This is a genomic window from Acidimicrobiales bacterium, assembly GCA_035512495.1.
Taxonomy (GTDB): domain Bacteria; phylum Actinomycetota; class Acidimicrobiia; order Acidimicrobiales; family CADCSY01; genus DATKDW01.
Map to the genome: position 1 here is coordinate 44,504 of DATKDW010000040.1, position 11,821 is coordinate 56,324.

13 protein-coding genes are annotated in these 11,821 nt (G+C 70.4%); 9 read left to right on the forward strand and 4 right to left on the reverse strand.

Annotation, left to right across the window (positions count from 1 at the left end):
* Position 1 precedes the first annotated feature (1 nt).
* Both VMN58_05280 and dnaK read right to left on the reverse strand, forming a co-directional pair.
* On the reverse strand, positions 2-583 hold the full coding sequence (locus VMN58_05280) for a nucleotide exchange factor GrpE (GenBank protein HUF32605.1): 582 nt from the start codon (positions 581-583) through the stop codon (positions 2-4).
* Positions 583-2,430: a molecular chaperone DnaK gene (dnaK, locus tag VMN58_05285; GenBank protein ID HUF32606.1), complete on the reverse strand. Its 1,848-nt coding sequence runs from the start codon at positions 2,428-2,430 to the stop codon at positions 583-585. The genes VMN58_05280 and dnaK overlap by 1 nt, the downstream gene beginning before the upstream one ends.
* A 160-nt stretch (positions 2,431-2,590) precedes the next feature.
* Here dnaK and VMN58_05290 point away from each other — a divergent pair, with 160 nt between their 5' ends.
* The 8 genes from VMN58_05290 to mnhG are packed head-to-tail and all read left to right on the forward strand — an operon-like array spanning position 2,591 to position 9,310.
* Positions 2,591-3,376: a phosphoglyceromutase gene (locus VMN58_05290; GenBank protein HUF32607.1), complete on the forward strand. Its 786-nt coding sequence runs from the start codon at positions 2,591-2,593 to the stop codon at positions 3,374-3,376.
* Between the two features lie 3 nt (positions 3,377-3,379).
* Positions 3,380-5,740 (forward strand): hydrogen gas-evolving membrane-bound hydrogenase subunit E, encoded by a 2,361-nt coding sequence (gene mbhE, locus VMN58_05295; GenBank protein ID HUF32608.1) that lies wholly within the window; start codon positions 3,380-3,382, stop codon positions 5,738-5,740.
* On the forward strand, positions 5,737-6,207 hold the full coding sequence (locus VMN58_05300; GenBank protein ID HUF32609.1) for an MnhB domain-containing protein: 471 nt from the start codon (positions 5,737-5,739) through the stop codon (positions 6,205-6,207). The genes mbhE and VMN58_05300 overlap by 4 nt, the downstream gene beginning before the upstream one ends.
* Positions 6,204-6,668 carry an NADH-quinone oxidoreductase subunit K gene (locus VMN58_05305; GenBank protein HUF32610.1) on the forward strand — a complete coding sequence of 155 codons (465 nt, stop codon included), beginning with the start codon at positions 6,204-6,206 and terminating at the stop codon, positions 6,666-6,668. The genes VMN58_05300 and VMN58_05305 overlap by 4 nt, the downstream gene beginning before the upstream one ends.
* The gene (locus tag VMN58_05310) at positions 6,668-8,149 is read left to right on the forward strand and encodes a Na+/H+ antiporter subunit D (GenBank protein HUF32611.1); all 1,482 of its coding nucleotides are present in this window, start codon (positions 6,668-6,670) and stop codon (positions 8,147-8,149) included. The genes VMN58_05305 and VMN58_05310 overlap by 1 nt, the downstream gene beginning before the upstream one ends.
* Positions 8,146-8,694, forward strand: coding sequence for a Na+/H+ antiporter subunit E (locus tag VMN58_05315; protein ID HUF32612.1), 549 nt, complete (start codon positions 8,146-8,148; stop codon positions 8,692-8,694). The genes VMN58_05310 and VMN58_05315 overlap by 4 nt, the downstream gene beginning before the upstream one ends.
* Positions 8,691-8,954, forward strand: a complete 264-nt coding sequence (locus tag VMN58_05320; GenBank protein HUF32613.1) for a monovalent cation/H+ antiporter complex subunit F — start codon at positions 8,691-8,693, stop codon at positions 8,952-8,954. The genes VMN58_05315 and VMN58_05320 overlap by 4 nt, the downstream gene beginning before the upstream one ends.
* A complete protein-coding gene (gene mnhG / locus VMN58_05325; GenBank protein ID HUF32614.1) occupies positions 8,954-9,310 on the forward strand; it encodes a monovalent cation/H(+) antiporter subunit G in 357 nt (118 codons plus the stop codon). Before VMN58_05320 ends, mnhG begins: the two co-directional genes overlap by 1 nt.
* A 185-nt stretch (positions 9,311-9,495) precedes the next feature.
* Here mnhG and VMN58_05330 read toward each other — a convergent pair whose 3' ends face one another.
* Both VMN58_05330 and amt read right to left on the reverse strand, forming a co-directional pair.
* Complete coding sequence (locus tag VMN58_05330) at positions 9,496-9,834, reverse strand: P-II family nitrogen regulator (protein ID HUF32615.1); 339 nt, start codon at positions 9,832-9,834, stop codon at positions 9,496-9,498.
* Positions 9,835-9,843: 9 nt separating this feature from the next.
* Entirely contained in the window at positions 9,844-11,244 is a 1,401-nt protein-coding gene (gene amt, locus VMN58_05335; GenBank protein ID HUF32616.1) for an ammonium transporter, read from the reverse strand.
* 150 nt (positions 11,245-11,394) lie between these two features.
* Between amt and VMN58_05340 the strand changes: the two genes are divergently transcribed.
* On the forward strand, positions 11,395-11,820 hold the full coding sequence (locus VMN58_05340; protein ID HUF32617.1) for a cyclic nucleotide-binding domain-containing protein: 426 nt from the start codon (positions 11,395-11,397) through the stop codon (positions 11,818-11,820).
* The last annotated feature ends 1 nt before the right edge of the window (position 11,821 follow it).

Genomic DNA, 11,821 nt, shown 5'->3' on the forward strand with positions numbered 1-11,821 from the left:
CTCAGTCCCTCACCCGGACCATCACGGGCCGCACCAGGCGGCCCTTCCAGCGGTAGCCGGCCCGGAGGGTCTCGGCCACCTCGGGCTCACCCCCGTCGCCGGCCTCGTGGGCGACGGCCTCGTGCTCGTTGGGGTCGAACGCCTCGCCGACGGGGTCGAGGCGCTCGAGGCCCTCGCGCTCGAGCACGCCCAGCAGCTGGCCGCGCATGGGGACCAGCGACTCGTCGCCGTGGGCCACGCCGTAGTCGAAGGCGTCGAGCACGGGCAGCATCACCTCGACCAGCGAGCCCGCCGCCCGGGCGACGTCGTCGGCCTGCTGCTTCATGGTGCGCTTCCGGAAGTTCTCGAACTCGGCCTGCTTCGCCTGGGCCAGGGCCAGGTACTCGTCGCGCTCGGCGGTGACCGCCTCGAGCGAGGCGAGGAGGTCCTCGACCGAGGGCGGCCCGTCGTCGGGCCCGTCGTCGGTTGGACCGGTGTCAGCCGGTGGGGCGTCGTCAGGCCCGCGGGCGACCCCCTCGGCCGGCGCCTCGGCGTCGGCTCGGGGGTCGTCGGGCTCCACGTGCGTGGGGTTGACGTCCGACATCAGGCCGACTTGTCCTCGTCCTCGACGATCTCGGCATCGACGACCTCGTCGTCGGCCGGGGCCGAGCCGGCGTCGCTGCCGGCGGTGCCTGCTGCCCCACCCTCGGCGGCAGCCGCCTCGTACAGCCGCTGCGAGAAGGTCTGGCTGGCGCCCATGAGGGTCTCGGTGGCGGTGCGGATCGCCTCGATGTCGCTGCCGTCGACCGCCGTCTTGAGCTCGGCGAGGGCCGACTCCACGGCCTCCTTCTCGGTGCCCTCGATCTTCTCGCCGTGCTCGCGGAGGACCTTCTCGGTCTGGTACACGAGGCTGTCGGCGTTGTTGCGAACCTCGGCCTCATCGCGGCGCTTGCGGTCGTCCTCGGCGTGGGCCTCGGCGTCGCGGACCATCTTGTCGATGGCGTCCTTGTCGAGCGAGCTCTGACCGGTGATGGTCATCGACTGCTCCTTGTTGGTCGCCCGGTCCTTGGCCGACACGTGGACGATGCCGTTGGCGTCGATGTCGAAGGTGACCTCGATCTGCGGCACGCCGCGCGGGGCGGGGGGCAGCTCGACGAGCTGGAACTTGCCCAGGGTCTTGTTGTAGCTGGCCATCTCGCGCTCGCCCTGGATGACGTGGATCTCGACCGACGGCTGCATGTCGTCGGCGGTGGTGAAGACCTCGGTGCGCCGCGTCGGGATGGTGGTGTTGCGCTCGATGAGCTTGGTCATCACCCCGCCCTTGGTCTCGATGCCGAGGGAGAGGGGGGTGACGTCGAGCAGGAGGACGTCCTTCACGTCGCCCTTGAGCACGCCGGCCTGGACGGCGGCGCCGATGGCCACCACCTCGTCGGGGTTGACGCCCTTGTTCGGCTCCTTGCCGGTGAACGACTGGACCAGCTCGACCACCGCCGGCATGCGGGTGGATCCGCCCACGAGGATCACGTGGTCGAGCGCACCCTTGTCGATGCCGGCGTCGGAGATGGCCTGCTCGAACGGGGAGCGGCAGCGCTCGAGGAGGTCGGCGGTGAGCTCCTGGAACTTGGCCCGGGAGAGGGTCTCGTCGAGGTGCTTGGGGCCCTCCTGGGTGGCGGTGATGAAGGGGAGGTTGATCTGGGTCGACTGCGTGGAGCTCAGCTCGATCTTGGCCTTCTCGGCTGCCTCCTTGAGGCGCTGGGCCGCCATCTTGTCGGCGGCGAGGTCGACGCCCTCCTTGGCCTTGAACTGCTGCACGAGCCAGTCGATGACCCGCTGGTCCCAGTCGTCGCCGCCGAGGCTGGTGTCGCCGTGGGTGGACTTGACCTCGAAGACGCCGTCGCCGATCTCGAGCACCGACACGTCGAAGGTGCCGCCACCGAGGTCGAACACGAGGATCGTCTGCTCGGCGCCCTCCTTGTCGAGGCCGTAGGCGAGGGCGGCGGCGGTGGGCTCGTTGATGATGCGCAGGACCTCGAGTCCGGCGATCTGACCGGCCTCCTTGGTGGCGGTGCGCTCGGCGTCGTTGAAGTAGGCCGGCACCGTGATGACCGCCTGGGTGACGGTGTCACCGAGGTAGGCCTCGGCATCGCGCTTGAGCTTCTGGAGCACACGGGCGCTGATCTCCTGGGCGGTGTAGGTCGTGCCGTCGACGTCGTCGGTCTTCCAGTCGGTGCCCATCTGGCGCTTGACCGAGCGGATGGTGCGGTCGGGGTTGGTGATGGCCTGGCGCTTGGCCACCTCACCGACCAGGACCTCGCCGTTCTTGGCGAAGGCGACCACCGAGGGGGTGGTCCGCCCGCCCTCGGCGTTGGGGATCACCGTCGGCTCACCGCCCTCCAGGACGCTGACGACGGAGTTGGTGGTGCCGAGGTCGATGCCGACGGCCTTTGCCATGGGGTTCCTCCAGGTTCGGGGGGTGCCTCCCCCTCGGGAGGCGGCGATCTGCTTGGTGGTGAGTGTAACCACGATGCGTCTGCATGACACATCGAAGTTGAGCGTCCTCTTGTCAAGTCTGGGGGGTGCTTCGCCCCGGCCCGTCTCGTAGGGTCTTGCCATGCCCACGCTGGTGCTGCTCCGCCACGGCCAGAGCGTCTGGAACGCCGAGAACCTCTTCACGGGCTGGCACGACGTCGACCTCACCGAGGTGGGCGAGGCAGAGGCCCGCGAGGCCGGCCGCCTCATGGCTGCCGAAGGCCTCGAGGTCGACATCGTCCACACCTCGCTGCAGAAGCGCGCCATCCGCACCGCCAACATCGCCCTCGAGCAGCTCGACCGGCTGTGGGTGCCCCAGCGACGGCACTGGCGGCTCAACGAGCGCCACTACGGCGACCTCCAGGGTCGCAACAAGGCCGAGACCACGGCCGAGTACGGGGCCGACCAGGTCCACGTCTGGCGGCGCAGCTACGACACCCCACCCCCGCCGCTCGACCCCGACGACGAGCGCCACCCCCGCCACGATCCCCGCTACGCCATGCTCCCCGCCGACCTGCTGCCCGCCAGCGAGTGCCTGGCCGACGTGGTCGCGCGGATGATGCCGTATTGGCACGACCACATCTGCATCGACCTCCTCGAGGGTCGACGGGTCATGGTCGCCGCCCACGGCAACAGCCTCCGCGCCCTGGTCAAGCACCTCGACGACATCAGCGACGACGACATCCCCGACCTCAACATCCCCACCGGCATCCCCCTGGTGTTCGAGCTCGACGAGCACCTCGCCAAGGTGTCCTCCGGCTACCTCGGCGACCCGGCCAAGGCGGCCGAGGCAGCCGCCGCCGTGGCCAACCAGGCCGCAGCCGGCGCCGGCGAGCCCGACGACCCCGCCGACCGCCAGGACACGTAGCGCTTGCTCGTCCTGCTCGGGATCCACGCCGCGCTGGCCGCCGTCGCCCCCTGGGCATCGAAGCGGCTGGGCACGCGCGTGTTCCTGCTGTGCGGCCTCGGCCCTCTGGCCACGGTGGTGTGGGCCGCCACGAAGGCGGGTGGCGTCATCGACGGCACACCGGTGACCGAGACGTGGCAGTGGCTCCCGAGCCTCGGCCTCGACGCCACCCTGCGCCTGGACGCCTTCTCGCTCCTCATGGTGGGCCTGGTGAGCGGCATCGGCGTGCTCATCTTCGCCTACGCCGACGCCTACTTCTCCATGCGGGCCGGCCTCGGCCGCTTCGCCGCCACCCTCGTGGGGTTCTCCGGGGCGATGCTCGGCCTCGTCCTGGCCGACAACCTGTTGCTCCTCTTCGTGTTCTGGGAGCTGACGTCGATCACCTCCTACCTGCTGATCGGCTTCGAGGACACCAAACCGGCGGCCAAGGCCGCCGCCCTCCAGGCCCTCCTCATCACCGGCACCGGCGGGCTCGCCCTCCTCGGTGGCAGCGTGCTCCTCGGCCAGGCGGCCGGCACCTTCACCCTCTCGGAGATCCTTGCGTCGCCGCCCTCGGGCGGCGTGGTGCCCGCCGCCATGCTCCTGCTGCTCGCCGGCGCGTTCACCAAGTCGGCCCAGGTGCCGTTCCACTCCTGGCTGCCTGGCGCCATGGCCGCCCCCACCCCGGTGAGCGCCTACCTGCACTCGGCCACCATGGTGAAGGCGGGGGTGTACCTCATCGCCCGCCTGTCGCCGTCGTTCGCTGCCGATGTCGGCTTCTGGCGGCCGCTGGTGCTCACCGTGGGGGCGGCCACCATGCTCGTCGGTGGCTACCGGGCCCTGCGCCAGCACGACCTCAAGCTGGTGCTCGCCTACGGCACCATCAGCCAGCTGGGGTTCATGGTCGTGCTGCTGGGCGTGGGCCTCGAAGGCGCCACCTTCGCCGGCGCCGCCCTGCTGGTGGCCCACGGGGCGTTCAAGTCCACCCTGTTCATGGTCGTGGGCATCGTCGACCACCAGGCCCACACCCGCGACCTGCGTGTGCTGTCGGGTCTGGGTCGGCGGCTGAAGCCCACCTTCGTGGTGAGTGCCCTCGCCGCCGCCTCCATGGCCGGCCTCCCGCCGCTCATCGGCTTCATCTCGAAGGAGTCCGCCTTCGAGAGCATCCTCGACGCCGATCTCGGCGGCGCCCGGGTCCTGGTGCTGGTGGCCATCGTGGTGGGCTCGGTGATCACCTTCGCCTACACCGCCCGCTTCCTCTGGGGCGCCTTCGCCGACAAGGGCGCCCACGAGCTCGGCGGCGAGCCCATCGGCCCCGACGTCCCCCGGCCGGGCTGGGCCCTCCTCGGCCCCGCCGCCGTGGTCGGCGTGCTGGGCCTGGCCATGGGCCTGTTCCCCAGCCCGATCAGCCCCTACGTGAGCGAGGCCGGGCGAGCGCTCGACCCGCTCCTCGAGCCCCACAAGCTCATCCTCTGGCACGGCTTCAACACCGCGCTCGTGCTGTCGATCGGGACGTTCCTGGTCGGGTCCCTCCTCTTCTTCGGCCGCCGCCAGGTCGAGGCCCTCCAGGCACGGGTGCCGGCCCTGCCCAACGCCGACGACGGCTATCGCTTCGCCGTCTCGGGCACCATCCGCACCGCCGAGCGGGTCACCTCCGTGCTGCAGAACGGGTCGCTGCCCGTGTACCTCGGGGTGATCATGATGACGGTGCTCGCCGTCCCCGGCACCCTGCTCCTCACCGGCACCCGCTTCCCCACCGAGATCGTGGTGGCCGACACCTGGCTCCAGCTGGTCGTGGCCGGCGTGGTGGCCGTCGCCGCCGTGGCCACCGCCTGGTCGCACCGCCGCTTCGCCGCCGTGATCTTCCTCGGCGGCGTGGGCTTCGGCGTGGGCGTGCTGTTCATCATCCAAGGAGCCCCCGACCTCGCCCTCACCCAGCTGCTGGTCGAGACCCTTGTGCTGGTGATCTTCGTGCTGGTGCTGCGCCACCTGCCCGAGCGCTTCGAGGCGCAGCGCTGGCGACTCGGCCAGGCCCCGCGCGTGCTCGTGGCCAGCGGGGTCGGCGTCTTCATCGCCGCCTTCGCAATGGTCGCCGCCAGCGTGCGCACCGAGAGCCCCGTCTCCGACGCCCACCTGGCGCTGTCGGTGCCCGAGGCCCAGGGGCGCAACGTCGTGAACGTGATCCTGGTCGACTTCCGGGGCTTCGACACCATGGGCGAGATCGTGGTGCTCACCGTCGCTGCCCTGGGCATCGCCGGCCTGGTGCGGGCAGCGCGGCGCGAGCGGGCCGTCGCCGCCGGGCGCGCCGCCCGGGTCGAGCGGATGGAGCGGGAGGCGCAGCCATGAGGTTCCGGCGCTCCCTGGTGCTCGACGTGGGCGTGCGGGTCACGTTCCACACCGTGCTGCTCTTCTCGCTGTTCCTGCTCTTCGCCGGCCACAACGCCCCCGGGGGCGGCTTCATCGGGGGGCTCGTCGCCGGGGCCGCCTTCATGCTCCGCTACGTGGGCGGCGGCGCCGACGAGGTGCAGCGGATCGAGCCCGTCACACCCGAGGTCCTCCTCGGCACCGGCGTCATCATCGCCGTGCTCACCGGCATGGCGTCCCTGGTGTTCGGCGGCGACTTCCTGCAGAGCGGCTACCACCCCCAGGACCTCCCGCTGCTGGGCAAGGTCTCGTTCACCTCCGTGCTGGTCTTCGACATCGGCGTCTACCTCGTGGTCGTCGGCCTGGTGGTGGGCGTCCTGCGCTCGCTCGGGCGCGAGGAGACCGAGGGCGAGGCCGCCCCGGCCGAGGGCGGGGAGGCGGCGACGTGATCCTCATCCTCGCCCTCACCGTCGGCGTGCTCTACGCCACCGGCACCTACCTGATGCTGCAACGCACGCTGACCCGCATCGTCATGGGCCTTGCCCTCATGGGCCACGGCGCCAACCTGCTCCTGCTCATGGCAGGCGGCCGCGCCGGCGACGTCCCCCTCATCGGCGGGGCCCAGGCCGGCGGCGCGGTGGAGGACGGCATCGGGACGGCCGCAGCCGAGGGAGCCAGCACCTTCGCCGACCCGCTCCCCCAAGCCATGGCGCTGACCGCCATCGTCATCACCTTCGGGATCATGGCCTTCCTGCTGGCGCTGGCCTACCGCAGCTGGACCCTCACCCACAACGACGAGGCCGAGGACGACATCGAGGACCGCCGCATCGCCCAGCGTGCGCGCGAGGGCCACGAGATCGACGTGCTCCGGGGCCTGGGCGAAACGGTCGACGACGAGGACGTCCGGTGATGGACATCCTCGTCCCCCTCCTCGTGGCCCTGCCCCTGCTCGGCGCCGGGGTGTCCCTCGTGCTGTGGCGCCAAGTGCTGGCGCAGCAGGTGATCGGCGTGCTCACCGTGGCGGCGGCCATGGCCATCTCCGTGGCCGTGCTCGTGCAGGTGGAGGCCGACGGCGTGGTGGCGGTCGACATGGGCGGCTGGCCGGCGCCCATCGGCATCACCCTCGTGGCCGACCTCATGGCCGCGCTCTTCCTCTGCGTGTCGCTCGCCACCGTGCTGGCCGTGCTCGTCTACGCCATCGGCCAGCCCCGCGCCGACAAGTCGGCGTTCTACTTCCACCCGCTCTACCTGGTGCTCACCGCGGGCGTGTCGGCCTCGTTTCTCACCGGCGACCTGTTCAACCTGTTCGTGGCCTTCGAGATCATGCTGTCGGCCAGCTACGTGCTGATCACCCTCGGAGGCAGCCGGGCCCAGATCCGGGCGGGCATGACGTACGTGGTCATCAACCTCATGGCCTCCACCCTGCTGATCACCGTGATCGGCCTCATCTACGCCGCCACCGGCACGGTGAACATGGCCGACCTGGTGGGGCGCCTCGACGCCATCCCCGACGGCGTGCAGGCCGCTCTCGGGGCGCTGCTGCTCGTCACCTTCGGCATCAAGGCCGCCATCTTCCCGCTGTTCTTCTGGCTCCCCGACTCGTACCCGACCGCCCCCATGGCCGTCACCGCCGTCTTCGCCGGCCTGCTCACCAAGGTGGGCGTCTACGCCATCATCCGCACCCAGGCACTGCTCTTCAGCGGGGAGGGCTTCCCCACCACGCTGCTGCTGGCGGTGGCTGCCCTCACCATGGTCGTGGGCGTGCTCGGGGCCGTGGCCCAGGATGACGTGAAGCGCATCCTCAGCTTCCACATCGTCAGCCAGATCGGCTACATGATCTTCGGGTTGGCTCTCTACAGCGTGGCCGGGCTGGCCGGCGCCATCCTCTACGTCATCCACCACATCCCGGTGAAGACGTCGCTCTTCCTCGTCGGCGGCCTCGTCGAGCAGACCACCGGGACCGGGGCACTGGGACGGCTCGGCGGCCTGGTCCGGCGGACACCGGTGGTCGCGGTCCTCTTCGCCCTCCCGGCCATGAGCCTCGCCGGGCTCCCACCCTTCTCGGGCTTCGTCGGCAAGCTGTCGCTGGTGCAGGCCGGTCTCGCCGAGGGTCAGTGGACGGTGACTGGCATCAGCCTGGCGGTCAGCGCCCTCACCCTGTTCTCCATGACGAAGATCTGGAACGCCGTCTTCTGGGGGGAGCCCACCGAGCCCGTCGACGGTCCCAGCCGGCTGGCAGCGCCCCGGTTGATGGTCGCCGCCACCGTCGGGCTGGTCGGGTTGAGCCTCGGCGTCGCCGCGTTCGCCCAGCCGATCTACGAGCTGAGCGAGCGGGCGGCGGTCGACATCCTCGACCCGACCACCTACGTGGGGGCGGTGCTCGACCGATGACCGCCCGACTCATCACCGTGCTCTGGCTGCTCGTCGTGTGGGTGGCGCTGTGGGAGGACGTCAGCGCGGCCAACGTGGCCAGCGGCGTGGTGGTGGGCCTCCTGCTCACCACCTTCTTCCCCGTGCGGAAGGCCTCGGCGGTCAGCACCTTCCGCCCGCTCAAAGCCGTGCAGCTCCTCGCTTACTTCCTCTGGAAGCTGCTCGAGGCCAACGTGGTGGTGGCATGGGAGGTCATCACCCCGAGCAACGCCAACGTCAACGAGGCCATCGTGGCCGTCCCCCTCACCGGCGCCTCCGACGTGGTGGTCGCCACGGTTGCCAACATGATCTCCCTCACCCCCGGCACCCTCACCCTCGAGATCGAGCGCCACCCCACCGTGCTCTACGTCCACGTGTTGCACCTGCGCACCATCGAGCGGGTGCGGGTCGACGTGCTCAACCTCGAGCTGCGGGTGCTGCGGGCTCTCGACACCGAGACGGCCATCGCCCTGGCCGAGCGCCGCCTGGCCGACGTCGAGGACGCCCTGCGGACGGAAGCCTCGTGAGCACCGTCGCCCTCGGCTGCTTCATCGGCCTCGCCCTCGCCGCCAGCCTCTGCGTGGTGCGCCTCGTGCGCGGAGCGTCCCTCGCCGACCGGATCATCGCCCTCGACTCGCTCCTGATCGTCATCGTCATGGGCGTGACCGTCAACGCCGCCCGCACCGGGCGCGGCACGTTCCTCGACGTGCTCCTGGTGGCCTCGCTGATCGCCTTCATCGGCACCGTCACGGTGGCCCGCTTCATCGAGCGACGGGGGGCGCGCTGATGTCGGCCGTCGAGATCGTCGCCTCCGTCTTCCTCGTCAGCGGTGTGACCTTCGCCCTGCTGGCGGCGATCGGCCTCCAGCAGTTCGACGACGTGTTCGCCCGCATCCACGCCGCCACCAAGGCCATCACGCTCGGCCTCCTCCTGGTGGTGGTCGGCACGTCGATGCTGGTCGAGAACCGGGGCGACATCGCCAAGCTCGTGCTGGCCGCCAGCCTGCAGTTCATCACCGCCCCCGTGGCCGCCCACATGGTTGGCCGAGCCGCCTACCGGGCCGGCACCGAGCTCAGCCCCGACACCGTCATCGACGAGCTGGCCGAGGCCCTGCGGCGCCGGGACGTGGGCGACGACGACTGACGACAGCCCCGCCGAGTAGGAGGACCGAACGGGGCCCGTCAAGCGTTCTGGCACCAGGAACGCGCCGACGAGCAGCGCGTTCCTGGTGCCAGAAGCTCGCCCCGAGCGCGACAGTGGGGCCGGCGCTGGTGCGCCGGCCCCACTGGCCGTCCGGATGAGGGTTGCGTCACGCTGGCCCCGCAGGGTCAGATGGCGTCGACGCCCTCCTCGCCCGTGCGGATCCGCACGGCCCGGCCCACGCCGGTGACCCAGATCTTGCCGTCGCCGATCTTGCCGGTGCCCGCCGCGGCGGCGATGGCGTCGACCACACGGTCGGTGTCGGTGCCCTCGGCGAGGACCTCAACCTTGACCTTGGGGACGAAGTCGACGGTGTACTCCGTCCCACGGTAGGTCTCGGTGTGGCCGCCCTGGCGGCCGAACCCCTTGACCTCGCTGACGGTGATCCCCTGGACCCCGACAACCTTGAGGGCGTCCTTCACGGCGTCGAGGGCGTGAGGCTTGATGATGGCGGTGATGAGCTCCATGGTGGCCTCCTAGACCGTCGTCGTCTCGCGGGTGGTGCCGGTGGCCATGCCACCGGAGCTCGCCGACACAGTGTCGTCGGCGTAGCCGTGGGCGCCGTGCTCGCTGATGTCGAGCCCGGCCATCTCCTCCTCGGGGGAGACCCGCAGCCAGCCCATGGCCTTGATGGCCGAGAACAGGATGCCGGCGGTGATGCACACGAAGACGAACACCGCGACCACCCCGATGGCCTGGCTGATCAGGAGCTCGGTTCCGCCGCCGAAGAACAGACCGTCGGACCCCTCGTCGAGGAAGGGAGCGTTGCCGTTGGCGAAGAGGCCGACGGCGAGCGTGCCCCATGCGCCGCAGACGCCGTGGACCGAGATGGCGCCCACGGGATCGTCGATGCGGACCCGCTCGAAGCCGATCACGGCGAAGACCACGATCACGCCACCGATGGCGCCGGCGATGATCGCGCCGAACCCGTCGAGCGCCCAGGCGCCGGCGGTGATGCTCACCAGGCCGGCGAGGATCCCGTTGCCGGCCATCGAGACGTCGGGCTTCTTGCTGGTGACCCAGCTGGCGATCATGGCAGCCACGCCACCGGCCGCAGCGGCCAGGGCGGTGTTGACGGCGATGCGGGGCACCTCGATGTCAGCGGCGAGCTGGGAGCCCGGGTTGAACCCGAACCAGCCGATGAAGAGGATGAACACGCCGATCACGGTGAGGGCGATCGAGTGGCCCTGCATCACGCGGGGCTTGCCGTCGGCGCCGAACTTCCCGATCCGGGGGCCGATGATGATCGCCCCCATCAGGGCGGCCCAGCCGCCGACTGAGTGCACAAGCGTGGAACCGGCGAAGTCCTGGAAGGGCGTGCCGAGCTGCGAGAGCCAGCCCCCACCCCACTGCCAGCTCACGACGATCGGGTAGATGAAGCCGGTGATGAACACCGTGTACATGAGGTAGCCGCGGAACTGGGTCCGCTCGGCCAGCGCTCCGGCCACGATGGTCGCCGCCGCCGCAGCGAACGCCGCCTGGAAGAGGAAGTCGACCGGCAACATGAGGCTGTAGTCGGTGGTCGGGGCATCGGCGTAGCCACTGAAGAGCCAGCTGAAGCCGAAGTAGTCGGCTCCGCTGTAGGCGATGTGGTAGCCGATCAGGGCGAAGACCAGGATGCCCACGCACATGTCCATCATGTTCTTCATGAGGATGTTGGCCACGCTCTTGGCCCGGGTGAGGCCGGCGGTGAGCATGGCGAAGCCGGCCTGCATGAACAGCACCAGCACGGCGCAGATGAACACGAACGTGTTGTCGAGGATCATCTGCACGTCGTCGAGCGGGATGTCGGTGGCCTCCTGGGCGCCGGCGGGGCCGGCCGAGGCCAGCACCGCCACCCCGATGAGCCCCGCTCCCAGGGCGAGCTTCGTTCTCACTTTTTCCTCCTCGAGGTCGCGAACATGTCGGCGACCGTAGGGAGGCAGGGTTTCCGCACCGTCGCCTGTCTGTTTCGGGAACGTGAACCCGCGATGCGACGAGGCGCGAATCCGGTCGCCGCAGGCCGTGAGGGGCTACCGTTGCCCGCCATGGCCAAGACCAACTACCTCGACCACCTCGCCAGCGTCCCGCTGTTCTCGGCGTGCTCCCGGAAGGATCTGCAAAAGGTGGGCAAGGCCTCCGACGAGATCGACGTGGCGGCCGGCAAGATGCTCGTCGACCAGGGCCGCATCGGCCACGAGTTCTTCCTCATCCTCGAGGGCTCCGCCACCGTGCGCCGCAACGACGAGATCATCACCGAGCTCGGCCCCGGCGCGTACTTCGGCGAGCTGGCCCTGCTCTCCAGGGAGCCCCGCAACGCCAGCGTGGTCGCCGACACCGACATGAAGGTGCTCGTCCTCGGCCAGCGCGAGTTCAGCGGTCTGCTCGACACCGTCCCGGGGCTGTCCTACAAGCTCCTCACGATCATGGCCCGCCGCCTCCGCGAGGCCGACACCCGCGACGCCCAGCACTAGC

Excerpts from the sequence above, each read along its gene's own strand:
- VMN58_05280 (HUF32605.1), bottom strand. The coding sequence starts at position 583 with ATGTCGGACGTCAACCCCACGCACGTGGAGCCCGACGACCCCCGAGCC.
- dnaK (HUF32606.1), bottom strand. The coding sequence starts at position 2,430 with ATGGCAAAGGCCGTCGGCATCGACCTCGGCACCACCAACTCCGTCGTC.
- VMN58_05290 (HUF32607.1), top strand. The coding sequence starts at position 2,591 with ATGCCCACGCTGGTGCTGCTCCGCCACGGCCAGAGCGTCTGGAACGCC.
- VMN58_05300 (HUF32609.1), top strand. The coding sequence starts at position 5,737 with ATGAGGTTCCGGCGCTCCCTGGTGCTCGACGTGGGCGTGCGGGTCACG.
- VMN58_05310 (HUF32611.1), top strand. The coding sequence starts at position 6,668 with ATGGACATCCTCGTCCCCCTCCTCGTGGCCCTGCCCCTGCTCGGCGCC.
- VMN58_05315 (HUF32612.1), top strand. The coding sequence starts at position 8,146 with ATGACCGCCCGACTCATCACCGTGCTCTGGCTGCTCGTCGTGTGGGTG.
- mnhG (HUF32614.1), top strand. The coding sequence starts at position 8,954 with ATGTCGGCCGTCGAGATCGTCGCCTCCGTCTTCCTCGTCAGCGGTGTG.
- VMN58_05330 (HUF32615.1), bottom strand. The coding sequence starts at position 9,834 with ATGGAGCTCATCACCGCCATCATCAAGCCTCACGCCCTCGACGCCGTG.
- VMN58_05340 (HUF32617.1), top strand. The coding sequence starts at position 11,395 with ATGGCCAAGACCAACTACCTCGACCACCTCGCCAGCGTCCCGCTGTTC.